The 25710-nt window shown below is 72.1% G+C and carries 26 protein-coding genes; 15 read left to right on the forward strand and 11 right to left on the reverse strand.

Features of this window, described 5'->3' with window-relative positions:
- Nucleotides 1-35 precede the first annotated feature (35 nt).
- The 4 genes from LG278_RS18615 (at nt 36) to LG278_RS18630 (ending at nt 4029) form a co-directional block, all read left to right on the forward strand.
- Entirely contained in the window at nt 36-791 is a 756-nt protein-coding gene (locus LG278_RS18615) for a response regulator (protein ID WP_404393707.1), read from the forward strand.
- 35 nt (nt 792-826) lie between these two features.
- Entirely contained in the window at nt 827-1756 is a 930-nt protein-coding gene (locus LG278_RS18620; RefSeq protein WP_404389054.1) for an ABC transporter ATP-binding protein, read from the forward strand.
- Entirely contained in the window at nt 1753-3024 is a 1272-nt protein-coding gene (locus LG278_RS18625; RefSeq protein WP_404389056.1) for an ABC transporter permease, read from the forward strand. Before LG278_RS18620 ends, LG278_RS18625 begins: the two co-directional genes overlap by 4 nt.
- A gap of 183 nt (nt 3025-3207) precedes the next feature.
- The gene (locus LG278_RS18630; protein WP_404389057.1) at nt 3208-4029 is read left to right on the forward strand and encodes a M57 family metalloprotease; all 822 of its coding nucleotides are present in this window, start codon (nt 3208-3210) and stop codon (nt 4027-4029) included.
- Between the two features lie 55 nt (nt 4030-4084).
- On the opposite strand, the gene LG278_RS18635 is transcribed toward LG278_RS18630, so the two are convergent.
- Nucleotides 4085-5302 carry a citrate/2-methylcitrate synthase gene (locus LG278_RS18635; RefSeq protein ID WP_404389059.1) on the reverse strand — a complete coding sequence of 406 codons (1218 nt, stop codon included), beginning with the start codon at nt 5300-5302 and terminating at the stop codon, nt 4085-4087.
- A 99-nt stretch (nt 5303-5401) separates the two neighbouring features.
- On the opposite strand from LG278_RS18635, the gene LG278_RS18640 reads away from it, so the two are divergent.
- Nucleotides 5402-6634 (forward strand): citrate/2-methylcitrate synthase, encoded by a 1233-nt coding sequence (locus tag LG278_RS18640; protein WP_404389060.1) that lies wholly within the window; start codon nt 5402-5404, stop codon nt 6632-6634.
- Nucleotides 6635-6744: 110 nt separating this feature from the next.
- Here the strand turns inward: LG278_RS18640 and LG278_RS18645 are convergent, their stop codons facing one another.
- Nucleotides 6745-7398, reverse strand: a complete 654-nt coding sequence (locus LG278_RS18645; protein WP_404389061.1) for a TrmH family RNA methyltransferase — start codon at nt 7396-7398, stop codon at nt 6745-6747.
- 188 nt (nt 7399-7586) lie between these two features.
- Between LG278_RS18645 and LG278_RS18650 the strand changes: the two genes are divergently transcribed.
- From LG278_RS18650 to LG278_RS18665, 4 genes are all read left to right on the forward strand, one after another.
- A complete protein-coding gene (locus LG278_RS18650; protein ID WP_404389063.1) occupies nt 7587-8489 on the forward strand; it encodes an SPFH domain-containing protein in 903 nt (300 codons plus the stop codon).
- Nucleotides 8486-9112, forward strand: a complete 627-nt coding sequence (locus LG278_RS18655; RefSeq protein WP_404389065.1) for a hypothetical protein — start codon at nt 8486-8488, stop codon at nt 9110-9112. The genes LG278_RS18650 and LG278_RS18655 overlap by 4 nt, the downstream gene beginning before the upstream one ends.
- Nucleotides 9113-9185: 73 nt before the next feature.
- Complete coding sequence (locus tag LG278_RS18660; RefSeq protein WP_404389067.1) at nt 9186-9935, forward strand: DedA family protein; 750 nt, start codon at nt 9186-9188, stop codon at nt 9933-9935.
- A 201-nt stretch (nt 9936-10136) separates the two neighbouring features.
- Nucleotides 10137-11087: a TIGR03086 family metal-binding protein gene (locus LG278_RS18665; RefSeq protein ID WP_404389068.1), complete on the forward strand. Its 951-nt coding sequence runs from the start codon at nt 10137-10139 to the stop codon at nt 11085-11087.
- Between the two features lie 52 nt (nt 11088-11139).
- Here LG278_RS18665 and LG278_RS18670 read toward each other — a convergent pair whose 3' ends face one another.
- Nucleotides 11140-11865 (reverse strand): LemA family protein, encoded by a 726-nt coding sequence (locus LG278_RS18670; protein WP_404389070.1) that lies wholly within the window; start codon nt 11863-11865, stop codon nt 11140-11142.
- A gap of 106 nt (nt 11866-11971) precedes the next feature.
- On the opposite strand from LG278_RS18670, the gene LG278_RS18675 reads away from it, so the two are divergent.
- Nucleotides 11972-12265, forward strand: coding sequence for a DUF1905 domain-containing protein (locus LG278_RS18675; protein ID WP_404389071.1), 294 nt, complete (start codon nt 11972-11974; stop codon nt 12263-12265).
- A 3-nt stretch (nt 12266-12268) separates the two neighbouring features.
- Here the strand turns inward: LG278_RS18675 and LG278_RS18680 are convergent, their stop codons facing one another.
- The 4 genes from LG278_RS18680 to LG278_RS18695 all read right to left on the reverse strand — a co-directional run bounded on the left by LG278_RS18680 (nt 12269) and on the right by LG278_RS18695 (nt 15684).
- Nucleotides 12269-12595, reverse strand: a complete 327-nt coding sequence (locus tag LG278_RS18680; protein WP_404389072.1) for a putative quinol monooxygenase — start codon at nt 12593-12595, stop codon at nt 12269-12271.
- Nucleotides 12596-12677: 82 nt separating this feature from the next.
- Entirely contained in the window at nt 12678-13712 is a 1035-nt protein-coding gene (locus LG278_RS18685; RefSeq protein ID WP_404389073.1) for an NAD(P)-dependent alcohol dehydrogenase, read from the reverse strand.
- On the reverse strand, nt 13709-14614 hold the full coding sequence (locus LG278_RS18690; RefSeq protein WP_404389074.1) for an iron-sulfur cluster assembly protein: 906 nt from the start codon (nt 14612-14614) through the stop codon (nt 13709-13711). Before LG278_RS18690 ends, LG278_RS18685 begins: the two co-directional genes overlap by 4 nt.
- A gap of 2 nt (nt 14615-14616) precedes the next feature.
- Entirely contained in the window at nt 14617-15684 is a 1068-nt protein-coding gene (locus tag LG278_RS18695; RefSeq protein ID WP_404389075.1) for an amidohydrolase family protein, read from the reverse strand.
- Between the two features lie 158 nt (nt 15685-15842).
- Between LG278_RS18695 and LG278_RS18700 the strand changes: the two genes are divergently transcribed.
- Nucleotides 15843-17435 (forward strand): helix-turn-helix domain-containing protein, encoded by a 1593-nt coding sequence (locus LG278_RS18700; RefSeq protein ID WP_404389076.1) that lies wholly within the window; start codon nt 15843-15845, stop codon nt 17433-17435.
- Nucleotides 17436-17468: 33 nt separating this feature from the next.
- Here the strand turns inward: LG278_RS18700 and pyrE are convergent, their stop codons facing one another.
- Both pyrE and LG278_RS18710 read right to left on the reverse strand, forming a co-directional pair.
- Nucleotides 17469-18029: an orotate phosphoribosyltransferase gene (gene pyrE / locus LG278_RS18705; protein ID WP_404393708.1), complete on the reverse strand. Its 561-nt coding sequence runs from the start codon at nt 18027-18029 to the stop codon at nt 17469-17471.
- A gap of 55 nt (nt 18030-18084) precedes the next feature.
- Nucleotides 18085-18870 carry an SDR family NAD(P)-dependent oxidoreductase gene (locus LG278_RS18710; RefSeq protein WP_404389077.1) on the reverse strand — a complete coding sequence of 262 codons (786 nt, stop codon included), beginning with the start codon at nt 18868-18870 and terminating at the stop codon, nt 18085-18087.
- Nucleotides 18871-19049: 179 nt separating this feature from the next.
- On the opposite strand from LG278_RS18710, the gene LG278_RS18715 reads away from it, so the two are divergent.
- The gene (locus LG278_RS18715; RefSeq protein ID WP_404389078.1) at nt 19050-20960 is read left to right on the forward strand and encodes a DUF222 domain-containing protein; all 1911 of its coding nucleotides are present in this window, start codon (nt 19050-19052) and stop codon (nt 20958-20960) included.
- Between the two features lie 86 nt (nt 20961-21046).
- Nucleotides 21047-21838, forward strand: coding sequence for an exodeoxyribonuclease III (locus tag LG278_RS18720; protein WP_404389079.1), 792 nt, complete (start codon nt 21047-21049; stop codon nt 21836-21838).
- 19 nt (nt 21839-21857) lie between these two features.
- On the opposite strand, the gene LG278_RS18725 is transcribed toward LG278_RS18720, so the two are convergent.
- Together LG278_RS18725 and LG278_RS18730 are read right to left on the reverse strand one after the other, a co-directional pair.
- Nucleotides 21858-23585, reverse strand: a complete 1728-nt coding sequence (locus tag LG278_RS18725; RefSeq protein ID WP_404389080.1) for an MFS transporter — start codon at nt 23583-23585, stop codon at nt 21858-21860.
- Nucleotides 23582-24292, reverse strand: a complete 711-nt coding sequence (locus tag LG278_RS18730) for an LppX_LprAFG lipoprotein (protein ID WP_404389081.1) — start codon at nt 24290-24292, stop codon at nt 23582-23584. The genes LG278_RS18725 and LG278_RS18730 overlap by 4 nt, the downstream gene beginning before the upstream one ends.
- 129 nt (nt 24293-24421) lie before the next feature.
- On the opposite strand from LG278_RS18730, the gene LG278_RS18735 reads away from it, so the two are divergent.
- Nucleotides 24422-25087, forward strand: coding sequence for a hypothetical protein (locus LG278_RS18735; RefSeq protein ID WP_404389082.1), 666 nt, complete (start codon nt 24422-24424; stop codon nt 25085-25087).
- On the forward strand, nt 25084-25680 hold the full coding sequence (locus LG278_RS18740) for an HAD family hydrolase (RefSeq protein ID WP_404389084.1): 597 nt from the start codon (nt 25084-25086) through the stop codon (nt 25678-25680). The genes LG278_RS18735 and LG278_RS18740 overlap by 4 nt, the downstream gene beginning before the upstream one ends.
- The last annotated feature ends 30 nt before the right edge of the window (nt 25681-25710 follow it).

Consider the following 25710-nt stretch of genomic DNA (forward strand, 5'->3'; position numbering starts at 1 on the left):
GGGCGGGCGTCGGGCACTCGAGCGAGCCGGACGGCATACCGCAGCCCAGGACGACGGTGCTGCTCGTCGACGACCAGCAGCTCGTGCGGTCGGGCTTCTCGCTCATCCTCTCGGTGGAGGACGACCTCGACGTGATCGGGGAGGCGGCTGACGGCGCGGAGGCCGTGCGGCTCGTGCGCGAGCTGCGTCCCGACGTCGTGCTCATGGATGTGCAGATGCCCGTCATGGACGGCATCGAGGCGACCCGCCGGATCGTCGGTGCGGGCCTGTCCAAGGTGCTCATCCTCACGACGTTCGACCGTGACGACTACGTCTTCGCGGGGCTCGCCGCGGGCGCCAGCGGCTTCCTGCTCAAGAACGCCGACGCCGACCACCTCATCGAGGCGGTGCGCGCCGTCGCGGGTGGGCACGCCCTCCTCGCGCCCGAGGTGACCCTGCGGGTCATCGCGCAGATGACCGCTGACGACCGAGCCGGTATGCCGTCCGGCGGGCTCCCCGACGACGTCGCCGGCTCAGGCGGTGGCCCGGGCGCTGGTTCGGGTGCCGGCTCGGCCCACCCGCGGCTGGCCGAGCTGACGCCGCGAGAGCTCGACGTGCTCGGGCTGGTCGGCCGGGGCCTGTCGAACGCCGAGATCGCCCGGCACCTCTTCCTCGGGGAGGCGACCGTCAAGACGCACCTGTCGAGCGTGCTGCGCAAGGTGGGGCTGCGCGACCGCGTGCAGGCCGTGGTGCTCGCCTACGAGGCGGGCCTCATCCTGCCGGGGGACGGTCCGACTCCACCTGCGGGCTGATCCGCGGGCACGCGGGCGCGGCCTAGCGTGGCGGCATGGCAGATCACGGGGACCTGGACCAGACCAGCAGAGGCGAGTGGGCCGATCTCGAGGTGCGCGACCTGAGGCGCGACTTCGGGGAGGTGAGGGCGGTCGACGGCGTCAGCTTCACGGTGCCGGCCGGCGCGCTCACCGGCTTCGTGGGCGGCAACGGCGCCGGCAAGACGACGACGATGCGCATGGTGATGGGCGTCCTGTCGATCACCGCGGGCGAGGTGCTGTGGGGCGGCCGTCCCATCACGCAGGCCGACCGGCGCCAGCTCGGCTACATGCCCGAGGAGCGCGGCCTCTATCCCAAGCAACCCGTCCTCGACCAGCTCGTCTACCTCGGACGGCTGCGTGGCATGTCGACCGCCGCGGCCCGCACCTCGGTGCTCAGCCACCTCGAGCGTCTCGGCCTGGCCGACCGCGCCCGCGACCACGTCGAGAAGCTCTCACTGGGCAACCAGCAGCGGGTGCAGATCATCGCGGCGGTGATGGGCCGACCCCGGGGTCTCGTGCTCGACGAGCCGTTCAGCGGGCTCGACCCGCAGGCCGTCGACAGCATGGCCGACCTGCTGCGCGAGCACACGGCCCAGGGCGTGCCCGTGCTCTTCTCCTCGCACCAGCTCGACCTCGTCGAGCGGTTGTGCGAGCACCTCGTCGTGCTCTCCCGGGGCAGAGTTGTGGCCGCCGGCACCCCCGACGAGCTGCGCTCGACGTCGGTGGCTCGTCACCGTCTCGTGCTGTCCGGCGACGCCGGCTGGGTGCGCGACGTCGGCGGGGTGCACGCGGTCGACGTCGACGGCTCGAGCGCGCTGCTCGAGATCCTGAGCCCCGGGGCCGAGCGAGACCTGCTCGGCGAGGCGCTGCGCCGCGGCGAGGTCCGCGAGTTCTCTCCCCAGCGGCCGACCCTGGCCCAGATCTACCGTGAGGTGACGGCATGACCACGACCCAGCCCACCCCGCCGGCCCGTCTGCCGCGACAGCACCCACCGGCGCCGGCCCGCGACCCGCACACCGACGCCGGGCCGGATGGCTCGCGCTCCGACACCCCGCCCTGGCTGATCGTCGCCACCCGCGAGATCGTCGTGCGCGCCACCAACCGGGCCTTCATCATCTCGACCCTGCTCACCATCGTGCTCATCGCCGGCTTCGGCGCGTTCTCGCTGTGGCAGAGCAGCCGCACGACGACCCACACCGTCGCCGTGACCGCGCCGGAGGGCGAGCGCCTCGTCAGCGATGCGGCCGCGACAGCCCGACAGAGCGACGACACGGTGGCCATCGAGGCCCAGACCGTGGCCGGCGAGCCCGCCGCGCGCGCCCTCGTCGAGAGCGGCGACGCCGCCGCGTGGCTGCACGCAGGTGACGACGGATGGACCCTCACGTCGGCCGACGAGGTGCCGCTCAGCCTCCGGACCGCTGTCGAGTCGGCGGTGCGGTCCGCGGCCCTCGAGACCAACGCGGCCTCGGCAGGCACGAGCGTCGAGGCCCTCGAGCGCGGCACGACCGTCACTGTCGCCCGCTTCGACGGGGAGGCCATCGACGACGGCTTCGTGCAGGTGGCCACGGTGGCCTTCGCCCTGCTCTTCCTCATGGCCGCGATGATGTTCGGCCAGCAGATCGCGGCGAGCGTCGTGGAGGAGAAGCAGTCGCGGCTCGTCGAGATCATCGCGACGGCGATCCCGCTGCGCCACCTGCTGGCCGGCAAGGTGGGGGGCAACTCCGTGATCGCCCTGGGCCAGGTGGTCCTCTTTGCCGCGGTCGGCCTCGTCGCCGTGTCGTTCTCCGAGTGGTCGACGCTCCTGCCTGCCCTGTCGACGGCCGTCGTGTGGTTCGTCCTCTACTTCATCGTCGGGTTCTTCGCTCTGGCCTGCCTCTTCGCGGTCGGCGGGGCGCTCGCGTCCCGGATGGAGGACCTGCAGAGCACGACCGCACCGATGACGACGGCGCTCATGCTCGTCTACTTCGCGAGCTTCGGCCTGTCGGGCACGGCGGCGGTCATCGCGTCCTACGTGCCCATCGCCTCGGTCGTCTCGATGCCGGCGCGCATCCTCGCCGGTGAGACGGCGTGGTGGGAGCCGATCGTGTCGCTCGGCATCATGGCAGGCTTCGCCGCGGTGACCGTGGTGATCGGCGAGAAGATCTATCGCCGCTCGCTGCTCCAGACCCGGGGCCGGCTCTCGTGGCGAGAGGCGTACGCAACCCCGGAGTGACCCCACTCCCGGATCGAGGTGATCCCGCCACCGACGTCGGGGGCGGGATCACCTCGACGCAACCATTCCTTGACCTGCTCCTGCCGAGTCATGACCAACTTCTCGACTACGGGTGACCCTCGCCGACCTACGTTTCGATGAGTCACCCACCCCGAGAGAGTGACCCCGACACCCAGGAGCACCATGCACCTCACCAAAACTCGAACCCTGTCGATCGCTGTTGCCGCCACCTTCGCGGCTGGTCTGGCCGCCACGAGCGCCAGCGCCGCGCCCGTCTCGGGCGACGTGCCGACGTTCCAAGAGTTCGCCGCCAGCACCTACCAGGACGAGGGCGGTGTCTACGTCGTCAACGGTGACGAGCCCGAGGGCAGCATGGGCGGTCTCCGCCAGTTCTACGACTCGATGGTGAGCACGCCCAAGCACGTCGACGAGGACTCGCTCATCGTCAACGTCGTCAGCGGCAGGGACGACAAGTGGTCGGCCACGCAGGCCGCCAACCTGACCTACTGCGTGAGCACGAAGTTCGGCGCTGACTACAGCCGCGTCGTGTCGGCCATGGCGGCCGGCGCCGGCCAGTGGGAGGCCGCGTCGTCCAAGATCAACTACACCTACGTCTCGAGCCAGGACGGCAACTGCAACACCCGCAACAGCTCGGTCGTCTTCTCCGTCGAGCCCACCAAGACGACGCAGTACATCGCGCGCGCCTTCTTCCCGAGCACCGCGAAGTCGGGCCGCAACATCCTCGTCAACGCCAGGTCGCTCTACAACTCCGGCTCGTGGACGCCGTCCAACATCATGGCCCACGAGCTCGGCCACACGCTCGGCTTCCGCCACGAGCACACCCGCCCTGAGGCCGGCACCTGCTTCGAGGACAACAACTGGCGTCCCCTGACTCCCTACGACTCGTCGTCGATCATGCACTACCCGCAGTGCAACGGCACGTCGAGCAACCTGTCGATGACCTCCGCGGACCGCCAAGGCGCGGTCGACCTCTACGGCAGCTGAACCACCCGCTGCTCACCGGGTCGAGGTGATCCCGGCGCCCACGTCGGGTGCAGGATCACCTCGACCCGGAGGTGTGTCCGGGCCGGGAGAGCGGCAGGGGCTGGGGTGGTGGCGGGCCGACGTAGCGGGCGGCCGGGCGGATGATCTTCGGGTCGCGCGCCTGCTCGAGCACGTTGGCGCCCCACCCGACGACCCGGGCAACGCAGAAGGTCGGCGTGAACATCCCGGGGTGCAGGCCTGCGAGCGACATCACGACCCCCGCGTAGAACTCGACGTTGGCGTGCAGCTCGCGGCCCGGCTTGAGCTCGGCCAGGGTCTGCTCCACGGCCTTCTCGACGCCGATCGCCAGGTCGACGAGCGGGTCGTCCCACCCCCGCGCCAGGCCCTTGAGCATCTCCGAGCGCGGGTCGTGCGTGCGATAGACCGCGTGCCCGAAGCCCATGATGCGCTCCCCGGCCTCGACGCGCTGCCGCACCCACTCGGCGGCCCGGTCCAGCGACCCGATCTCGTCGAGGGCCTCGAGGGCGCGGCTCGGCGCGCCGCCGTGCCGGGGCCCGGAGAACGAGCCGATCGCCCCGACGAGACAGGCCGCGAGATCGGCCCCGGTGCTCGCGATGACGCGCGCCGTGAAGGTCGAGGCGTTGAAGCCGTGGTCCATCGTCGCCACGAGGTAGCTCTCGACCGCGCGGGCCTCGTGCTCGCCCGGCAGTGCGCCGGTCACCATCCGCAGGTAGTCGACCGCGTGGCCGAGGGCCGGGTCGGCGGGGAGGGGCTCGAGCCCGCGCTGGAGACGGTGGGCGGCGGCGAGGATCGTCGGCGTCACGGCGATGGCGCTGAGCGCCGCCTCATAGCGCTCCTGCTCTCCCGCGTCGTAGAGCGGACGCAGGTCGGCGATGCCGCCCCACGCCGAGAGCGCGGTGCGGAGCACCTGCAGCGAGTCGCTCGTCGTGCGGCAGATCTCCGGCAGGAGCGCCGCGAGCCGAGGAGGCAGGGGGCGTCGACTCCCCAGCTCGCTGCGGAACCGGGCCAGATCGGCACCGTCGGGGAGGTGGCCGACGAGGAGCAGGTGCGCAGCCTCCTCGAACGAGACCCGCTCGGCGAGGTCGACGGCGGAGTACTGGCGGTAGTGGTAGAAACCCTCGTCGCCGCGCACGTCGCCGAGGGTGGTCTCGGTGACGACGACCTTGGCCAGACCGGGCGGCACGCTGATGAAGCCGTCGACGGGGGATGCGGACGTGGCAGCCGTGGCGCCTGGTGCTGACGTGGTGGACATGGCGTGCTCCTTTCGGTTCACTCGTCACTGTCAGCGATATTGATCAACATCGTCAATGTTGATCGCCTCAACGTTGACCCGATCAACACGGAAGGCCCGATGACCCCCACCCCCCACGGCTGGATCACGACAACCGAGGCGGCGCAGCGCCTCGGGGTCAAACGCGCGACCCTCTACGCCTACGTCAGTCGCGGTCTCCTGCAGAGCCAGCGCCGCCCGGGCCAGCAGGAGAGCCTCTTCGACCGTGCCCAGATCGACGCTCTGGCCTCGACCTCCCGCCCGTCGGGCTCGCCGCAGCCGGTGCTGCGCTTCCGCAGCATCGCGACCGCCGTGAGCACCCAGCTCGACGGCGACCTGCTCTATCGCGGCGTCCCGCTCATCGAGGTGATCGCCATGGACTCCGTCGAGCAGGCTGCGGCGCTCGTCCTGGGAACACCTGTGGGAACGCCTGCAGGACAAGCGATCTCGCGGGACGGCACCGCCTCGCACGCACCATCCGCACCCCTCCCCCGCACCCTCCGACCCCTCGCCACCGGCATCGCCCGACTCCCCCTCGAGCGGCGCCTGCCCGTCGCGGTGCAGCTGCTCGCGGTCACCGACCCACTCGCCGGCGACAACGACCCCGAGCGCGTGCGCGCGACGGCGCTCGCCCTGGTGCCGGCCGCGCTGGCACTCGCCGCGGGCAGGGCCCCGGCCACACGGCATACCCCCGAGACGGGAGACCTCGCCCGAGACCTGCTGCGCGCCCTCGGCGGACGTGACGGGTCGCCGGACGAGCTCACGCTGGCGCGCGTGCTCCTCGTCGCGCTCCTCGACCACGGCCTCACGGCCTCCACGGTCGCCGCCCGCGTCGCCGCCTCCACACGGGCGGGGCTGCACGACTGCCTCGTGGCCGCGTATGCCGCCATGTCGGGGCCGCTCCACGGCGCGGCGCCGATCGCCGCCCATGCGCTGCTGGTGCCTGGACTCGACCCCGCCGTGGCCGTCGGTCGGATGGTGCGCGACCACCGCGGCGTCGCCGGCTTCGGCCACTTCCTCTATCCCGAGGGCGACCCCCGGGCCGACGTCGTGCTCGAGGCCGTGTGGCGACTGCCCGGCACCCGGCCGCTGCGTCGCCGGGTCGAGGGACTGTCTCGCATCGTCGCGGAGCGCACGGGGTCGCTGCCCAACATCGACCTCGCGAGCGCCGCGGCGCTGCACGCGCTCGACCTGCCGGCCGAGGCGGGCGAGGTGGTCTTCCAGGCCGCGCGCTCCTTCGGCGTCGCCGCGCACGTCGTCGAGGAGTATGCGGAGGAGCCGTTGCGCTGGCGAGGCCGCGAGCCGGTCACCTGACGCCCCCTCGGCGGCGACACACCGAGCAATCGCCAACCCCACGAGGTATGCCGCGTCGAATTGACGATTGCTCGGTGTGTTGCGCCCTCAGGGGTGGGTCAGTGGGCGAGTCAGGGGTGCTGGTCGAAGACGTGGCGACGCACCCAGGCGTGCATGGCGATGGCCGCAGCGGCGCCGGCGTTGATCGACCGCGTCGAGCCGAACTGCTCGATGTGCAGCACCACGTCGCACTGCGCGCGCATGGCCTCCGACAGTCCAGGCCCCTCCTGGCCGAAGACGAGCACGCAGGCGCGCGGCAGGTCGTGCGTCTCGAGCGGCAGCGACCCCGGCAGGTTGTCGATGCCGACGAGCACGAGCCCCTCCCCGTGCGCCCAGGCCGCGAGCGCCGCGGCGTCGGGGTGGTGGTGCTCGTGCTGGTAGCGGTCGGTCACCATGGCGCCGCGCCGGTTCCACCGCCGCTTGCCGACGATGTGGAAGGCCCGCGCGCCCATCGCGTTGGCCGTGCGGATGACCGAGCCGATGTTGAAGTCGTGACCCCAGTTCTCGACCGCCACGTGGAAGTCGTGCCGTCGGGTGTCGAGGTCGGCGACGATCGCCTCGTGTCGCCAGTAGCGGTAGGCGTCGACGACGTTGCGCCGGTCGCCCTCGCGCAGCAGGTCGGGGTCCCAGTGCTCACCGGTCGGCCAGTCGCCCACCCACGGCCCGACGCCCACCTCGGGTCCGGCGCCGGAGCCGCCGGTCTCACCCCGTTCGTGCGATGCCACCGTGCCTCCCTCCGGTCCACGCTGGTCCCAACGTCGGACTGCCCGGAAGACTAGCGACCGGGCCGTGAGCCCGGGCGACGACCCGGGCCAGGCCGACGCGTGGGTGACAGGAGACCAGCCATGCGAGCGACGACCAGCCCGACCAGCCCGACCCCGACGACCAGCCCGACCCGGGCCGGAGGGCCGTCATGAGCACCGCGGGAACGGTCATCCTGCTGGTGCTCCTGGTGCCGATCCTCGGCATCCTCGGGTGGATGGTGGTCGCTGCCTCGGTCATCAAGGTGCCCGCCGGCGCGCTCGGTCTCGTGCTCAAGAACGGCAAAGCGACCGACCACGCCCTGGCCCCCGGCCGGCACTGGGTGCCGCTGCTGCGCAAGACGATGGTCGTCGAGTATCCCTCCGTCGAGCTCGCCTACCGAGCCGGCGAGGACGCGTCGTCGGCGGTGTCGGAGCTCGACCGCACCGGTCCGAGCCTCAGCTGCGCCCTCGGCGACCGTGCCCTGGTCGACGTCGCCTACACCGTGAGGTACGCGATCATCCACGACCAGCTGCGCACGGTGCATGAGCGCTTCGGGCCCCACGGCATCCACGGGCTCGTCCGTGACGAGAGCGGCCGCGCGATCAGCCGGGCCCTCAGCGACCCCGCGGTCACCGTCGACAGCCTCTTCGGCAGTGCCCGGACCGAGACCGAGGCGCGCCTCAAGGAGGCGGTCACCGCGGCCCTGGCCGAGCACGGCATCCGCGTCGCGGGCTTCGTGCTCGGACCGGTCGACCTCGGCCGCACCGGCGAGGTCATCCAGGCCACCGTGCGCGCCGGCTTCGAGCTTGCGCTCGAGGAGGCCGAGGCGGCCACCCGGTTGGCCCGCGCCCAGAACGACGGGGAGCTCGAGCAGCAGATCACGAGCCTGCGCGAGGGGGCCTGGCGCTATCGCGAGACGGACCTGTGGCGCGACCTCGTGCAGCGCTCCGACGGTGTGCAGATCGCCCGCCGCCCCGGCGCCGCCCCCGGCCGCCTGGGTCTCACGGTCCGCGACGACCCCGCCGTGGTCGACCCGGCGGTGGGCGACCCGACCGTCACCGAGCCGCAATGAACCACCAGAGCTCGGGCTTCAACCGGCTGATCGAGCTCGTCGCCGTGCTCGTGCTGGGCCTGGCCACGGTGGGCACCGCCTGGTGCGGCTACCAGGCTGCGCAGTGGAACGGCGTGGCGAACAGCGCGACCAGCACCTCGACCGACGCGAGGGTCGAGGCCAGCCGTCTCTTCGGGCTCGCCACGCAGAAGGCCTCCTACGACAGCAGCATGATCGCGCAGTACGCCGAGGCGGTGCAGGCCGGCAACACCGCGCTCGTCTCCTTCTATCGCGCCACGATCATCCGCGAGGAGATGCTCCCCGTCATCGACCGCTGGGAGGCAGAGATCAAGGCGGGCGGCACCCCGACCAGGCTCATCGAGGACGCCTCCTACGTCGACGCCCAGCTCGGGCCCTACCGAGCCGAGACCGCCAAGGCGGACGCCGCGACGAAGGTCGCCCTGGACGCGGGCGAGAACTCGCACGACTACATCATCAACACCATCCTGCTCGCGGTCGCGCTCTTCTTCTCCGGAGTCATGACGAGCTTCTCGTTCCTGCCCGCCAGGATGCTGCTCGTCGTGGCCGCCATCGCGACCGTGGCCGTCGCCGCCGCCAACCTCGCCGACCTGCCGATCGCCTGACGTCGCGACCTGCTGGCCCGGCACCCAGCCGACGATTCCGGCGGGACCAGCCTCACGGCATACCCTGTTGGGCATGAATGCACTCGCCGCCCTTCCGGCTGCCGTCCCGACACTCGGACCCGACTGGATGGATCCCGCCTACCTGCTGGAGCAGTACGGCGCTGCGTTCTTCTGGATCGCCATCGCGATCGTCTTCATCGAGTGCGGGCTCCTCTTCCCGATCCTGCCCGGCGACTCGCTGCTCTTCGCGGTGGGGCTGTTCATCGCCACCGGCCAGGTGCAGGTCAACATCGTGGTGGCCGTCATCGCCCTCTGCGCCGCGGCCTTCCTCGGCAACGTCGTCGGCTACGAGATCGGGCGGGCCATCGGCACACCGCTCTACGAGCGCGACGGGCGCATCCTCAAGAAGAAGTACTTCGACCAGACGACCCTCTTCTTCGACAAGCACGGCAACAAGGCCCTCGTCATCGGCCGCTTCGTGCCGATCGTGCGCACCTTCATCACCGTCGTCGCCGGTGTCAGCCGGATGGACCGCCGCCGCTTCTTCACGTGGAGCGCGATCGGGGCCGTGCTGTGGGCCGCCGGCCTGACGCTGCTCGGCTACTTCCTCGGCGCGGCGTTCCCGGCGCTGTCGGAGAACCTCGAGCTCGCCGTGCTGCTCATCGTCGCCGTCTCGGTGCTGCCGATGGTCTTCGAGTACCTCCGCCACCGTCGCCAGGCCAACGCCATCGTCGAGGAGATCGGCGAGGCCGCGGAGGACCTCATCGACCCGACCGAGGGCGTCTCCGGCGTCGTCGACCCGGCCCCCGGCGAGCGCCGCTGACCGGTCGCCACTCGTACTCCCCTCGCACGCCCTGCGCAAAGGGCCCGATCCCCCGCGGATCGGGCCCTTTGCCGTATGCCGCCTCGTCGGCTTTGGCGAGAAGGGCCACGTCGCGCTCCAACCCGGCGCACACTGGAGGGGCAGGGACGCGCGGTGACGCGCACGAGGTGCGGGGGCGGATCGGAGGTCAGGATGGGCCAGATGACGATTCCGGGGGGACCAACGACGGGCGGGTCTCCCGACACCGCGAGCCTGCACCGGCGCTCCGTCGAGGGATGGCTCGCGACGCTCGAGGCGGTGCCCGACGACTGCTGGGACGACCCGACCCCGTGCCGCGGGTGGTCGGTGCGCGACCTCGTCAACCACGTCGTCGGCGAGGACCTCTGGACGGTGCCCCTGCTCGGCGGGGCGACGATCGAGGACGTCGGTGACAGCCTCGACGGCGACCTGCTCGGAGACGACCCGAAGGCAGCCGGACGGGCTGCCGGGGCGCAGGCGGTGGCCGCGAGCGCGGCCCTCGACGCCGGCGGCACGGTGCACCTGTCCTACGGCGAGGAGTCGGCCGACGAGTACGTCCGGCAGCTGGTCGCCGACCACCTCGTGCACGGCTGGGACCTCGCCGCGGCGACCGGCGGCGACCGGACCCTCGACGCGGAGCTCGTCGGGGCCGTGGCGAGCTGGTTCGACGGCCGAGAGTCGCTCTATCGCGAGGGCGGCGCGATCGGTCCGCGCGGTCTCATGACGGGTGATCCCCACGACGACCTGCTCGCGCGCTTCGGCCGCGACGCTGCCTGGAACGACGCCCACGCCGCCTTCTCCGACTTCATCGCAGCCTTCGGCCGGGGCGACGTCGACGCAATCATGGCCCTGATGACCGACGACTGCGTCTTCGAGGCGACCGGCCCGGCGCCCGACGGGGTGCGCCATGTCGGGGCCTCCGACGTGCGGGGCGTCTGGGAGTCGCTCTTCACCGAGACCGGCAGCCCGGCCTTCAGCGAGGAGGAGTCCTTCGTCGCCGGAGACCGGGGCGTGCTGCGCTGGCGCTTCGACTGGGTCGCGCCGGACGGGTCGCCTGGCCACGTGCGCGGGGTCGACGTCGTGCGCCTGCAGGGAGGGAAGGTCAGCGAGAAGCTGTCCTACGTCAAGGGCTAGGCCGCCGCGGCGTCGCACTCCCACCGCGCCGCGGTGCGCCTGTGGGTGGGGCCTACGGGTTCGGCGTGCCCGAGTCGGTGGTCGGGTCGGGCGCCCCAGCGCTCGGCGCCTGCGCCTGCGGGAGGGCACCGGGCGCGCCACCGGGCTGGGTCGAGGCGCCGCCCACGGCCCCGGGCTGGGTCGACGGAGCGATGGTCGGGGCCGACCCGCCGGGAGCATTGCCGCCGAAGGAGATGGTGGGGGCGACCGCCTCGGTGGCGGGCGTCTCGAAGTACTCGGCCCGCTGCACCTTGGCGATGCCGGCGACGATGTTGGACGGCACGCTCTCGACCTTGGTGTTGAGGTCGCGCACGAGGGCGTTGTAGTAGCGGCGCGAGCTCGCGATGCGGTCCTCGGTGCTCGACAGCTCCTGCTGCAGGGCGAGGAAGTTCTGGTTGGCCTTGAGGTCGGGGTAGGCCTCGGCGACGGCCATGAGGCGACCGAGCGCCTGGCTCAGCTGGCCCTCGGACTGGGCCGCGGCTGCCGGCGTCGACGCCCCGCTCATCGCCGCCGACCGGGCCTGCATGACCTCCTCGAGCGTGCCCCGCTCGTGCGAGGCGTAGCCCTTCACCGTCTCGACGAGGTTGGGGATGAGGTCGTGCCGACGCTTCAGCTCGACATCGATCTGGCGCCAGCCCTCCTCGACCCGGTTGCGCAGGCCGATGAGGCCGTTGTACATGACCACCCCGACGATCGCGGCGAGCACGACGAGGCCGAGCAGGATCCAGACGATGAGCATGCGATCTCCCGAGGGATGAGGGTGCGGCCACCGTGGCCGTCGGCCCGATCCTACTGGCGGGTGCGTCCGGCCGAGGGCTGTCGTCCCCCCGGCCTAGGCTGGCGCCATGAGCACGTGTCGCTTCACGGCGGAGCTCTGGCGCTGGGAGGCGCAGGGGGCCTGGTTCTTCGTCACCGTGCCCGCGCGGGAGTCCGCGCTCATCCGCGAGCGGCCTCGACCGCCGCGGGGCTTCGGCTCGGTGCGGGTGCGGGCCACCATCGGGTCGACGACCTGGACGACGTCCGTCTTCCCCGACAGCACGCGCGGCGCCTACGTCCTGCCCGTCAAGAAGGCGGTGCGGCGCGCCGAGGAGCTCGAGGAGGGCGATGACGCCGCCGTCCTCCTCGAGGTCCTCGAGTAGCCGTCAGTCACGCACGGCGAGCTCGCCGAGCTCCGACCACTCGGTGCCCGGCACCGTCGTGTTGACGATGCGCGGGGTGGCCGACAGGTAGGCCGGCAGCTCCTGCGTCGCGGTGGCGAAGTGCGGGGTCTGCACGTGCGCACCGCCGGCGGCGTCGTCGCGGAAGGCCTCGACGAGGACGTACTCGTTGGGGTCGTCGAGGCTGCGCGACCAGTCGAACCAGAGGCAGCCCTCCTCGGCGCGGGTCGACTCCGTGAACGACCGGGAGATCTCGGGCCAGTCGTCGGCGTGCTCGGGCTTCACGGGGAACTTCGCGGTGATGAAGATCAAGGAACTCTCCTGGTGGTGTGTCGAGAAGACGGACAGGACAAGGGAATCGGGGACGTGGGTCGGGGAAGGCGCCCGCCGTCGATCAAGGGACGAGGATCGCCCGACCCCTGACGTTGCCGGCGTCGAGGTCGGTGATCGCCTGCTGGAAGTCGTCGAGCGCATACGTCTGCGTGTGCAGCTTCACGTGGCCTCGGGCGGCGAGCACCATGAGCGACTGGAGGTCGTTGTAGGAGCCGACGAGGTTGCCGATGAAGTTGATCTCGGTCGAGACGATGTCGATGGTCGGCACGTTGATGTTCTCCCCGTAGCCGACCACGTGGTAGTCGCCCGCCCGGCGCAGCATCGCGACGCCCTCCGCCGTCGCGCCGCCCTCGCCGACGAAGTCGACGACGACCTCGGCGCCGTGGCCCTCGGTGAGCTCGAGCACCTCCGCGACCTGGTTGCCCTCGCCGACGATGCCGTGGTCGGCGCCGATCGAGAGCGCCAGCTTCAGCGCGTCGGGGTTGCGGTCGACGACGATGATCTCCGCCGGCGTCAGCGCCTTGAGCACCTGGATCCCGATGTGCCCGAGGCCTCCCGCTCCGATGACGACGACGCGGTCGCGCGGCGTCAGCCTCCGGGCCGCCTTCGCCGCCGCGTGGTATGCCGTGAGGCCCGCGTCCGCGAGCGCCGCGACGTCCTTGGGCTCGAGGGAGTCGTCGATGCGCACGACGCTGCGAGCCGACGTGCGGAGGTACTCGGCATACCCGCCGTTCGTGTCGATGCCGGGGAACTGGTTGCTCTCGCAGTGCACGTCGTCGCCGGAGCGGCAGGCGCGGCACAGCCCGCAGGTGATGAGCGGGTGGACGATGACCTTGTCGCCCTCCTTGACGTTGGTCACCTCGCTCCCGACGGCGTGCACCCAGCCCGCGTTCTCGTGCCCGATCGTGTAGGGCAGTGCGACATTGGACTTCTCGGCCCACTGCCCCTCGAGGATGTGCAGGTCGGTGCGGCAGACGCCCGCACCGCCGATCTTGACGACGACGTCGTACGCCCCCGTCACCTCGGGAACCGGCACCTCCTTCATCTCGAGGTTCTGGTGGTAGCCGACGACCTGGACGGCTCGCATGGTGCTCATGAGCGGTGCTCCTTCAACTGGGAGAGGGGGATGAACGTCGGTTCGGGACGGGCCGCCGGCCCTGGCGCCCGGGTGCTGGTCGGGCCGGTGGTCGGCGAGGCGGTGCGCGCCCGGTCGGCGGGCTCGGCGCCCTCCGGCCGATCCGCCTGGTCGAGCTCCGACCCCGGGTAGCGGGTGCGGAGCAGGCCGCGGCAGAAGTGCGCGTTGCCGTCGATGGAGATGCGGGTGGAGCGCGCCCGGCGCAGCGCGAGCGGCACGTCGCGGACGGCATACCCCCTGCCCTCGTGGTCGACGAGGACCGCGGCGCTGACGTCGACCGGGAGGCCGATGGCAGCGCGACGGCGGCGCAGGGAGGCCGTGAGGTCGTCGAGCGGCAGGTCGCCGAGCGTGACGGTGCCGACGTCCTCCACGACGCGGTCCGGGTCGGCCCTCAGCAACGCCGTGAGGCAGCGCTCCATCGCCGCGGTGTGCGCCTTGCGCAGGAACGTCGTGCGCAGCTCGTCGAGGTCCTGGTCGGCCTCGTGGCGGAACGTGCCGCGGTAGCCGGCATCGGCCGCGAGCCCGACGTTGATGAGGTCGCTGTCGTGGTGGTCGTCGAGCTCGACGACCACCTCCCTCGTCCACGGCAGCGCCGTGAGGGCGTCCTTGGCGTCCGACGCCATGAGGTAGGCGAAGTTCGGCGCGCAGAACGACGTCGGCAGCCGCAGGTGTGCGGTGACGCGGTCACCGTCGACCTCGAGCGAGCGCACGAAGCCGAGGTCGGTGATCGGCTCGTCGAGCTCGGGGTCGATCACCGACGACAGGGCGTCGTAGGCGTCCGCGCGCGGCCCCGTGGCGGGCCCGGTCGCGGGCCCGGTCGCGGACCCGGTCGCGGGCGCGGTCTCGAGTGGGGCGAGACCCATCGTCAGACTCCGGCGAGGGCGCTCGGGTCCTGCGCGCGATCGACCGTGTCGTCGGCGCCGCGCGGGCCGGTGGCCGGCTCGTCGGCGTCAGGCAGGCGCAGCTCGGCCGGCACGTCGAGGCCATACATCTTGGCAGCGTTGAGTCCGAGGATCTTCTTCTTCTGGTCCGTCGTGAGGGGGGCGTACTCCGTCATGTCCTCGGGGATCTGGAAGTCGACGAACTTCTCGATGAGCCACTTCGGGGTCCAGATGGCATAGTCGCTCGCGAACTGGATGCGGTCCTCGCCGATCCAGTAGAGCAGCTCGCCGATGATCTGGGCGAAGTAGCGCGGGCGGGTGTGGATGAACGGCATCGCTACGGCCAGGCCGCCGTGCACGTTGGGCTCCTGCGTCGCGATCCAGCAGAAGTCCTCGAGCCGCGGCAGGCCGACGTGCTCGACGATGAAGTTGAGGTCGGTGAAGTCGGTCGCGACGTGGTCGATGTCGGCGACGTCGAAGGCATCGCGGTCGAGCGGGCGGATCGTCGGGCCCTTGTGCACGTGGATGTTGGTCACCCCGAGCTCGCGGCACGCCTCGAAGTAGCGGTAGGCCCAGGGGTCGTCGAGCTTCCAGCCGCGGCTCTCGCCGTGCCACTCGGCGGTGTAGAGCTTGACGCCCTTGAAGCCGAGACGCTCGACGTCGGCGCGCAGCTGGTCGAGGCCCTGCTCGCCGTTGCGGGGGTCGAAGTGGTGGTTGTAGGTGAGGCGGGCGGGGTCGGCCTTCGCGAGCTGCGACGCCTCCTCGGTCTGCCCGAAACCATTGACGTAGAACTCACCGAGGTGCGCCGGCTGGAAGATGGCGTGGTCGACGTAGCCGTCGTCGAAGAGGTCCTTCTTGAGGCGCTCGCCGCCCTGGTAGAGGTAGTCCTCGTAGCTCCACACCTCCGACTCGGGGCTGAGGTTGCGGTGGTAGTCGTAGAAGCAGTCGATGAACTGCTTGCCGTGGATGTTGCGCTGGTTCTCGGGGCGGGCGTCCCACAACGCGATGTGCGCGTCGACGATGTAGTAGCTCTCGCCGTCCTTGCTGTACATGCTGTCTCCTCGGTGATGTCGTCGTTGACCTCTCCACGACCGTAGGCACGGACCGGCGGCCCCGACAGACGCACGGTGTCCCAATTTGAGACGCAGCGGCGGAGACGGATTCCGCCGCGCGCGGTAGCGTCGAAAAGGAGGTCGAGCAGGAGGCGGCGATGGTGCCGATGGACGATGGTCTGCCCGAGCGGGCGGGGATGGACAGTGCCTCAGGGGCGCCCTCGGCGGCTCGCCCCACCGAGCCCGGCGCAGGCCTGGCTGCTGCCCCGGTCACCGACCGCCTCCTCGCGTCGTGGCGGCGTAGCGAGGACTACGGCGTGCCGCTCGACTCGGTGCGGCCCGTCTTCGCCGGCGCGCCCGAGGCCCAGGACTCGCTCTTCTTCCAGTGCGGGCACGAGGTGCTGACCAGCCTGCACCGCACGCTCGCCGACGAGCCGATCAGCCTGATGCTCACCGACGCCGATGGCGTCGTGCTGGGCCGGCTGAGCGGCGACACCTCGCTCCTGCGAGCCCTCGACGCCGTGCACCTCGCCCCCGGCTTCGCCTTCTCCGAGCGCGAGGCGGGCACCAACGGGCTCGGCCTCGCGCTCGCCGACCGCGTGCCGGCGCTCGTGCGCGCCGAGGAGCACTACAGCCTCAGCCTCTGCGGCTACACGTGTGCCGCGGTGCCGGTGCTCGACCCCACGACCGGCCGGCTCGAGGGCAGCGTCAACATCACGACGTGGTCGCGCGACCGGGGTGACCTGCTCCTCGCGCTCGCCCAGTCGGCCGCGAGCACGACGACGGCTCTGATGCTCGCGCGCTCCCGTGGGCTGCACCCGCGCGCCGCTCCCCGCGGCGAGGTCTATCGCGTCGAGGCGGCCCAGCTCGAGCCCGGCTCGGGCACGCTGCACGACCTCTCCCCCGCCTGGCGCGAGGCCGTCGACGAGGCTGCGCGTGCGCTGGCTGCAGGTCGCCTCGTCGCCGCCGTCGGCGAGCCCGGGTCGGGTCGTGCGACCCTGCTCGCCCAGGCACTGCGGGCCGCCCGCCCCCGCGACCGCATCCTCAGCGCCGGGCTGCCGGCGCCCCAGGACGTCGCGGCGTGGCTGTCGCTCTGGACCCCCGAGGTCGGCAAGCCCAGCACGTCGGTGATCGCCTGCGACGTCGATGAGCTTCCAGCGTGGGCGGGTGACGAGGTCGGGCACGTGCTCGGCCGAGCGGCCCGGCTGCCGGACGCCGCCGTCGACGTCACGACGGCGGAGGTATCTGAGGTCACCGAGGTCTGTGTCGCCGGCCACGGCGCGAGTGGCGCGGTGACCGCCCGCGACTTCGACGGCATACCCCCTGCGGTGAGGGCGCTCGTCGGCACCGTCGTCGCGGTGCCCGCCCTGCGGGAGCGGCCGTCCGACGTGCTCGCGCTCGCCGCGCACGTCGCCCGACGGGTGCGCGGCCGCGACATCGCGTTCACCGCGGCGGCGCAACGGGCCCTGACCGACCACGACTGGCCGGGCAACGTCGAGCAGCTCGTGCACGTCGTGCGGCAGGCGGTCACACGCACCGACGTCGTCGACGCCCGCCACCTGCCGAGCGAGGTGCTGAGCGGCTCGCACCGGCGACTCACCCGCATCGAGGCCTTCGAGCGCGAGGAGATCGTGCGCGCGCTGACGCGGCCCGGGGCCACCATGAAGGAGGCCGCCCGCGACCTCGGCATGAGCCGCTCCACGATCTATCGCAAGATCGCGCAGTACGACCTGCACGTCCCGCGGCTCTGAGCTCGGCGCGTCGAGGTCGAGCGCCTCACCGGCTCAGGCGAGCCCGAGCTCCTCGAGCGAGTAGGCGTGGAGGTAGTCGACGCCGGCCTCGGAGCTGATGCGCTCCCCCGCGCCGGTGGCCCGATCGGCGATGGTCGCCACGGCGACGACGGTCGCGCCGTCCTCGCGGGCCGCCTCGACGGCGGCGAGTGGGGAGGCTCCCGTCGTCGTCGTGTCCTCCACGACGACCACCCGGCGGCCGGCGATCGAGGGGCCCTCGATGCGCTGTTGGAGCCCGTGGGCCTTGCCGGCCTTGCGCACGACGAAGGCGTCGAGCCGCTCACCGGCAGCCGCCGCGGCATGCAGCATCGACGTCGCGACCGGGTCGGCGCCGAGGGTGAGGCCGCCGACGGAGTCGTAGGAGAGGTGCCTGGTCAGGTCGCGCATGACCACGCCGACGAGCGGTGCGGCCTCCCCGTCGAGCGTGATGCGGCGCAGGTCGACGTAGTAGTCGGCCTCCTTGCCGGAGCTCAGGGTGACGCGACCGTGGACGATCGCCTTCTCCCGGATGATCTCGAGCAGGCGGGCTCGGGCGGACTCGACGTCTGGGGTCACGGCGTTCACGAGCCCGATGGTATGCCGTGTGGCTGGCTCGGCGGGGTGGCCCACCTCACCGTCCGGTCGAGGCGCGCAGCCGGCGCCGGAGCAGGGGCCGCGGAGCGACGTGGAGCAGGGCGGCGATCGCCTTGTACTGCAGGCCCGGCACCGAGACGACACGCCCGCGCTCGACGTCGTCGAGGCAGTCGCGCACGAGTCGCGAGGCATCGAGCCAGAGGAACTGCGGGCCGGGAGTGCCGATGCCGGCCCGCTGCTGGAACTCCGTGCGCGTGAAACCCGGGCAGAGCGCCGTGGCCGTCACCCCGGTGCCCGCGAGCTCGCTCGACAGGCCCTCGGTGAAGACCGTCACCCACGACTTCGCCGCGGAGTAGGTGCCCGAGGCCAGCCAGCCGGCGACCGAGGAGACGTTGACGACCGACCCGTGGCCCCGGGCAGCCATGGACCTCGCCGCGGCGTGCGAGAGGACGAGCACTGCCCGCGTGAGCACGTCGAACATGCGCTCCTCGTCGGCCACGTCGTTGCGCAGGAAGCTGCCCTTGAGGCCGTAACCGGCGTTGTTGACCAGGACCTCGATGGGGCGGGCCTTGTCGGAGAGACGCTCGGCGACGCGGCCCAGCGCCGCCCGGTCCGACAGGTCGGCGACGAGCACCTCGACGTGCACCTCGTGGGAGGACGTGAGCTCGGCGGCGAGCTTCTCGAGGCGCGCGGCGTCGCGGGCGACGACGACGAGGTCGTGGCCGCGGGCTGCGAGCTCGCGCGCGAACTCCCGGCCGATGCCGGCGCTCGCCCCGGTGACGAGGGCCGTGGGGCGGGGGGTGGCTGTGTCGCGGGTCTGCATGGCTTCACCCTAGGAGGCTCCGGCGACAACGGAGTCTCCGCTCCCGGTGTGCTCCCGACACCCTGGCGGCGCCTGGCTTTGTCCACACCTGGGCGAGAACGAGCGCAGCCTGAATCAAACTGTGGATAAACAGGATTCGCGGCAAGGCGTTGTTGGTGGTGCGTCGTAGTGTTCGTCTCATGGAAGCCCGCACCGCCCGCACGATCGAGGAGCTCAGGTCACGCCTGGGCGACCTCGAGGCGCGGCAGCGCGCTGCCGGCGGGGTCGCTGACCCGGCATGGGCCGCAGGGGCGGCATCTGCTGACGCCACAGACCCGGCCGACGGGACGCTGACGGGCGGTGCGGCCGGTGCTCGTGCCGACAGCCCTGGACCGGGTGCTGCCGAGGCGGTCTCAGATGGCAGTCCCGACGAGCACGTGCGGGGGCCCGAGTCGCCCGTCGCGACGGGCGTGGACGCCGATGGGGTGGTGTGGGAGAACGTCGATGCCCGACTCTCGGCGAGCCTGGGCGTGGCCGCCCAGATCGCCCGGTCGTGGCAGGCGCCGTTGTCGTTCTGCCGCGAAGCCGACCTGCTCGACACGGTGTCGGTCCTCGGACACCTGCGACAGGCACGTGACCTGATCCTGCTGCGCGTCGTCACCGAGCTGGAGGCCCGCAGTGTCGACTCCCCCGGCGGGCTGTCCCGGGTCGACTGGCTCCGGGCAGTGGACCCGTCGTTGACGGCAGCAGCCGCCAAGGCCGTCGTCACCGTTGCATCAGCGGCCGCCGCCGCTGCCGGGCAGGACCCGAGCCCGTTCGAGGACGCGGCCACCACGGCCCGGCGGGCCGTGCGCGAGGAGCTGCTGTCCCGGGTGGCTGACGGGTCGGTGCCGGTCGACAACGCCGCCCAGATCCTCGAGCTCGGCGAGCGCCTCCACGCGGTCGCTGACCCAGGGGAGCTCACCCAGGCGATGGAGCACCTCACCGAAGAGGCCGCGTCCCTCCGGGCGGAGCAGCTGGCCCGGGCGTGCCGGCACCACGCCGACGAGCTGCGCCCCCCGCGGGATCTCGACGATCTCGACGACGCCCGTCGCGGGGCACGAGGCCTGTGGTTCTCCCAGCCCAACAAGACCGGCATGGTCAACCTCAAGGCCGTCCTCGACCCCGAGAACGCCGCCATCGTCAAGGGTGCCATCGACCCCCTCGCCGCGCCCCGTCCGCTGCGCGACGAGGACACCCGTGCCGTGATCGAGCCTGATCCGCGGTCTGCACACCAGCGCCGCCTCGACGCCCTGGTCGAGATCGTCGGCCGCGGCGTCGCCGCCCCCGACGGGCAACAGACCACCGACAAGGCCAAGATCGTGGTCACCATCGACTACGACACCCTCGCCGACAAGCTCCCCGGCGCGACCGCCGCCACCAACACCAACGCCACCGACGCCGATCCCCATGCTGACGCCGACACTGACGCTGACGCCGACACCGACACCGACAGCGACAGCGACAGCGAGACTGCCGCCAACGGCACCGGCGCGGTACCCGCAGCGCGCCCCGGCACCGGCTGCGGCGTGTCGGGCACCGGTGACGTCCTCTCACCGGCCACCGTGCGCCGGCTCGCCTGCGACGCGTCCCTCATCGCCGCGGTCCTCGGTGGACAGGGCGAGCCGCTCGACGTCGCCCGCCAGCACCGGCTCGTCACCCCTGCGATCCGCACCGCGCTCGTCCTGCGCGACAAGGGCTGCAGCTTCCCCGGCTGCACCGTGCCCGCCGCCTGGACCGATGCCCACCACCTCGTCCACTGGATCGACGGCGGCGCCACCAGCCTGGACAACCTCACCCTGCTCTGCCGCCGTCATCACACCCACGTCCACCGCCAGGGCCTCACGGCGACCGTCACTCCGACCGGGGTCACCTGGCACACATGGCAGCAGTGGCGACGCGACGTGCCCCGCCGCAGCCCCACCGGCGCGACGCCAGCACCGTCCGACGGCAGCCACCACAGCAGCCACGACGGGTTGGACGTGGCCGCCACCGACCCCTGCAGCCCAGCCGGCGACTCCCGCGCGACCTGGCCCGATGAACGTGCCGGTCCCCCATACGACCCTGACTAGCGGACACACCGCACGCCGGGTGCGGCTGCTGGCCCGTAGAGGACCTCCAGCAGTGGCCGTGGGACGGGTCATCTAGGGTGGCCGACGTGCGTATCGCCACCTGGAACGTCAACTCGATCCGCTCCCGCATCGACCGGGTCACCGCCTGGCTCGAGGGCAACGAGGTCGACGCGATCGCGATCCAGGAGACGAAGGCCCGTGAGGACCAGTTCCCGTTCGACCGTTTCGAGGCACTCGGCTACGAGGTGGCCCACCACGGCCTCAACCAGTGGAACGGCGTCGCCATCGCCTCTCGCGTCGGCCTGACCGACGTGCAGATCGGCTTCGACGCCATGCCCGGATGGGGCGAGCCAGCAGCCGCCGAGGCGCGAGCCATCGGCGCTGTGTGCGGGGGCGTGCGGCTGTGGTCGCTCTACATCCCCAACGGTCGCGCCCTCGACGACCCGCACCTGACCTACGAGCTCGAGTGGCTGGCCGCCCTCCAGGCCTCCGCCCGCACCTGGCTCGCTGACGACCCCGCCGCGCAGATCGCCTTACTCGGCGACTGGAACATCGCCCCGACCGACGCCGACGTCTGGAGCGTGCCCTACTACGAGGGCAGGACGCACACCTCCCCCGCCGAGCGCGCTGCGTTCGAGGCCGTCGTCGACGCCGGGTTCTCCGACGTCGTTCGTCCACACACGTCCGAGCCGGGCACCTTCACCTACTGGGACTACACCCAGCTGCGCTTCCCCAAGCGTCAAGGCATGCGGATCGACTTCGCCCTCTGCTCACCCGCACTCGCCGAGCGGGTCGTCGGTGCGGCGATCGACCGTGAGGAGCGCAAGGGCAAGGGCGCGTCCGATCACGCTCCCGTCGTCGTCGAGATCGCGGACTGACCCGCTCCCCCTCCCCGAGCTAGCGGATCGCCGCCAGCCGCTCCTCACCCGCTCGGCGGACCGTCTCGGGTCGCCGGATCCCAAGCGTGAGGGCAACCGCCGCGCCGACCAGCGCGGCCAGCGCGCCGCCGAGGAACACCGTCTGCACCTGCACCACCCCCGCCCCGATGAGCGCGGTGGTGTCGAGCGGGTCGGGCAGCAGGCGCACCGCGTCGTAGTAGCGGGCGAGCCCGACCGTGGTGAGCAGCGCCAGCCCGACGACCATGCCGACCATGCGGGCCACGACCACGAGCGAGCTCGCGACGCCGTGCGCGTCGGCCGGTGAGTCGGCGAGCGCGGCGTTGTTGACGGGTGCCAGCGCGAGCCCCACGCCGAGGCCGACCATCACGAGCACCAGAGTCGTCGGCACGGCCTCGCCGAGCGAGTCGAGCGTCCATCGCGACATCGCGAGCAGGCCCACACCCGCGAGAGCGAGGCCCGGACCGGCCACTGCGCCGTCACCGAGGCGGCGCAGGGCCCAGCCACCGAGCAGCGCCCCGACGGGCACGGCAAGCAGGAAGCGCACGAGCACGAGCGCCGCGCCCGTCGCGTCGTAGTCCTCGGTGAGTCGGGCCAGCAGGGGCACGTCGACGACGACCGCGACGAGCGCCGCCCCGACGAGCAGGCTGACGAGAAGCGCGCGCACGCCCCGGGCGTGCAGCACGCCACGCGGGATGAGCGGGGCGTCCGCACGCCGATGCCACCACCAGAGCACTCCGAGCGCCACGGCACCGACGGGCAGCAGCGAGTAGCCGAGCGGACCGACGACCTCGCGCTCCGGGTCCGAGGAGGCAAAGGTCAGCACGAGGCTGCCGAGGGCGACCGCGACGAGCACGGCGCCGAAGAGGTCGGACCGCCGCAGCACCGGCCACCACCGCGGCGCCGTGACGGCCGCGAGGACCAGGAGAAGCCCGAGGGCGACGACGCCGATGGGCGTCAGCACCCGGGAGTCCCCGGCGAACGGCACGAAAGGAGCGCCGAGAGCCACATCCGTCACGAGCGACTCGGGAGCAGCCAGCGCAAGGCCTCCGAGGCCCACCGCGAGCACCGCGAGCAGCCAGGCAAGCACCGTGAGCGCACGCCCTCCGCGGCGCACCGGTGACCCATCAGGAGGTATGCCGTCCGGCAGGGCACCGAGGGCACGTGCGCCGAGCAGGTGGATGACGGCATACAGCAGCAGACCCGCGACGACGTTGGCCCAGAAGATCGCCCGCCAGCCGGCCCACGCGAGGATGACGGCGCCGAGCACGGGGCCGAGGACCGCGCCGAGCTCCTGCACGGCTCCGACCACCCCGAGCGGGGTGCCGCGGCGGTCGGCGGGCCAGAGGTCGGCGACGAGCGCGAGGGTCGCCGGGACGAGCCCGCCACCGCCGACGCCCTGGAGCACGCGACCCGTGACCAGCACCGACATCTCGACGGCCAGAGCAGTGATCGCCGAGCCGATGACGAAGACGACGAGGCAGCCGAGCAGGATGCGGCGCCGGTCGAGCAGGTCGGACAGGCGGCCGATCAGGGGCAGCACCGCGATGTAGCCCAGCAGGAAGCCCGAGATGATCGGGGTGGCTCGCTGCAGGGCGTCGATGCCGATGCCGACGCCCGCCATCATGTCGGTCAGCGCGAGCACGACGATGTAGGTGTCGGCCGCCGCGAGCGCCACGGCCGCGGCAGCCGCGGCGAGCAGGGGCAGGCGGCCGCCGGTCTCGCTCACGGGGCGGTGATGGTGACGGGCTGGCCGTACTGGTCGAGGGTGAGCACGTAGCTCGACGACGTGCTGGCACCGAAGAAGGGCCCGGTGAGGGTGACCTGGCGCAGCTCGTCGCCCTCGGTGAGCCCGTAGGTGACGTCGAACGTGCCGGCGCGGTCGCCGATCCCGAAGAGGTCGACCACCGCAGCGCCCGGGATCGTGCCCGTGATCGTCGTCAGCACCTCGGAGCCGGCGCGCACCTGGCCGGAGACGGTCGGCGAGGTGGTCTTGGTCATCAGGCCGGTGAGACCGGCGTCGGTGGAGAAGAGGGTGGCCGGGTCGGGCAGCCCGAGGCTCGTGGGGTCGATCTCGCGCGTGCCCGGCACGAAGGGCAGCTTCGCGTAGACGGCGCCATCCACGGACGTGATCTCGGCATCGCCCTCGATGCCAGCGAGGCGCACCTTGAAGGTGCCCTTGAATGCCGGCGGGTGCTTGCCCCAGCCGTCGGCGGAGATGATGCCGTTGCTGCCCTCCGGCACGTCCTTGCTCGCCAGGGTGAGATGCACCGACGGGGCCGCGTCGACCTTCGCCTTGGCGGCCGTGAGCCGCTGGGCGGCCGACGGGGTCGACTGGGTCGGGCTCGGCGTGTCGCCGCTGCCGGTGCAGGCCGACGTCGTCACGAGGCACAGGGCGGCGAGAGCAGCGGCCGCGAGCCTTCCCATCATGCGCATGGAGGTCAGGCTAACCGCACGACCCGAACGGGGGCGGTGCCGTCGTCCGACACGCGCCGCATTGCGGGTATGGAACTGTCGACAGATGCACTGGGGCGGCAGCACGCCCCGATATCCCAAGGAGTCAGAATGGCCCTCATCGGAGTGATCCTCCTGTTGATCGGCGCCGGAGCCGCGGTCCTCACCTACATCGGAGCGCAGGCGGCGGGCGGCACCATCGCCCTCACGGCTCTCGGCTTCACGCGCAACGTCAGCCCGGTCGAGCTCGCGCTCTATGCGGCCGTCGCCGTGCTGCTGCTGGCTCTCGGGTGGGCGCTGCTCTCGGCAGCCGCTCGCCGTCGGGCCCGCGCGCGTCGCGAGGAGAAGGAGGCTGCTCGCCTGGCCGAGGTCGAGGAGAAGGCCGAGACGGCCCGCCTCGAGCAGGAGCGCCGCGTCGAGGATGCGGGCCTGCGTGACGAGGACCTGCGCCGCCGCGAGACCGAGCTGACGAGCCGCCGCGACGACCTCGACAGCCGTGAGGCCGAGCTCGCCCGGCGCGAGGCCGAGTGGCGCGATCGCCAGGCCCCGTCGGTCGCCGACGTCGTGACCGGTCGCGCCGAGGGCAACGTCCACGAGGGCACCGCGTCGTGGACCGACGACGCTGCGGGCCGACGCGAGGGCACCTACGGCACCGACCGCGCTGACAGCACGGAGCGGCGCGACAGCACCGACCGAGCCGACGGCATCGACCGTGCCGACCGTGCCGACCGTGCAGACGGCACCGACACGACGGCGGAGCGCCGCACCAACGCGTGACGGGGCACGAGGCCTACGTCTTCGACCTCGACGGCGTCGTCCGGGACTTCTCCCCGGGCGACGCCAACCCGGCCATCGAGGTCGCGCTCGGCCTGCCCACGGGGCACGTGGCAGCGACGGCCTTCCGCCCGGAGCTGCTGCTGCCCACGATCACCGGGCGGCGCAGCTTCGAGCAGTGGTTCACCGCCATCTGCTCCGAGCTCGAGCGCGTGGCGCCCGAGCCGGAGCGGGTGCGCGAGCACATGGAGGCGTGGCGCACCCACCGCGGCTGCGCCATCGACGAGACGGTCGAGCGGCTCGAGGCCCTGAGGTCCGACGGCCACCGCACCTACGTCTTCACCAACGGCACCGACTACGTGCCGACGGAGCTCTCCCTGCTCGGGCTCGACCGGCTCTTCGACGGCGTGCTCAACAGCGCCGTGTTCGGCGTGGCCAAGCCCGACCTGCAGGCGTATGCCGCCGCCCACCGCGCGATCGAAGCCGACCTCGGGCGTGTGGTGGCCCGGGCGCACGTCTGGTTCACCGACGACCGCGACGACAACGTCACCGCCGCGCGCGAGTTCGGTTGGGACGCAGAGCTCTTCACGCGCTGAGACGGGCGAGGAAGCGCGGCCACTCGACGG

The organism is Humibacillus xanthopallidus, from assembly GCF_044793955.1.
GTDB lineage: Bacteria > Actinomycetota > Actinomycetes > Actinomycetales > Dermatophilaceae > Humibacillus > Humibacillus xanthopallidus_C.

Bases quoted from the DNA above. Each gene is read 5' to 3' on its own strand.
- LG278_RS18710 (WP_404389077.1), bottom strand. From the start codon at position 18,870: ATGCAGACCCGCGACACAGCCACCCCCCGCCCCACGGCCCTCGTCACC.
- LG278_RS18635 (WP_404389059.1), bottom strand. From the start codon at position 5,302: ATGTCCACCACGTCAGCACCAGGCGCCACGGCTGCCACGTCCGCATCC.
- LG278_RS18625 (WP_404389056.1), top strand. From the start codon at position 1,753: ATGACCACGACCCAGCCCACCCCGCCGGCCCGTCTGCCGCGACAGCAC.
- LG278_RS18690 (WP_404389074.1), bottom strand. From the start codon at position 14,614: ATGGGTCTCGCCCCACTCGAGACCGCGCCCGCGACCGGGTCCGCGACC.
- LG278_RS18665 (WP_404389068.1), top strand. From the start codon at position 10,137: ATGACGATTCCGGGGGGACCAACGACGGGCGGGTCTCCCGACACCGCG.
- LG278_RS18675 (WP_404389071.1), top strand. From the start codon at position 11,972: ATGAGCACGTGTCGCTTCACGGCGGAGCTCTGGCGCTGGGAGGCGCAG.
- LG278_RS18630 (WP_404389057.1), top strand. From the start codon at position 3,208: ATGCACCTCACCAAAACTCGAACCCTGTCGATCGCTGTTGCCGCCACC.
- LG278_RS18695 (WP_404389075.1), bottom strand. From the start codon at position 15,684: ATGTACAGCAAGGACGGCGAGAGCTACTACATCGTCGACGCGCACATC.
- LG278_RS18700 (WP_404389076.1), top strand. From the start codon at position 15,843: ATGGTGCCGATGGACGATGGTCTGCCCGAGCGGGCGGGGATGGACAGT.
- LG278_RS18735 (WP_404389082.1), top strand. From the start codon at position 24,422: ATGGCCCTCATCGGAGTGATCCTCCTGTTGATCGGCGCCGGAGCCGCG.
- LG278_RS18620 (WP_404389054.1), top strand. From the start codon at position 827: ATGGCAGATCACGGGGACCTGGACCAGACCAGCAGAGGCGAGTGGGCC.
- LG278_RS18640 (WP_404389060.1), top strand. From the start codon at position 5,402: ATGACCCCCACCCCCCACGGCTGGATCACGACAACCGAGGCGGCGCAG.
- LG278_RS18730 (WP_404389081.1), bottom strand. From the start codon at position 24,292: ATGCGCATGATGGGAAGGCTCGCGGCCGCTGCTCTCGCCGCCCTGTGC.
- LG278_RS18660 (WP_404389067.1), top strand. From the start codon at position 9,186: ATGAATGCACTCGCCGCCCTTCCGGCTGCCGTCCCGACACTCGGACCC.
- LG278_RS18715 (WP_404389078.1), top strand. From the start codon at position 19,050: ATGGAAGCCCGCACCGCCCGCACGATCGAGGAGCTCAGGTCACGCCTG.
- LG278_RS18655 (WP_404389065.1), top strand. From the start codon at position 8,486: ATGAACCACCAGAGCTCGGGCTTCAACCGGCTGATCGAGCTCGTCGCC.
- LG278_RS18650 (WP_404389063.1), top strand. From the start codon at position 7,587: ATGAGCACCGCGGGAACGGTCATCCTGCTGGTGCTCCTGGTGCCGATC.
- LG278_RS18670 (WP_404389070.1), bottom strand. From the start codon at position 11,865: ATGCTCATCGTCTGGATCCTGCTCGGCCTCGTCGTGCTCGCCGCGATC.
- LG278_RS18685 (WP_404389073.1), bottom strand. From the start codon at position 13,712: ATGAGCACCATGCGAGCCGTCCAGGTCGTCGGCTACCACCAGAACCTC.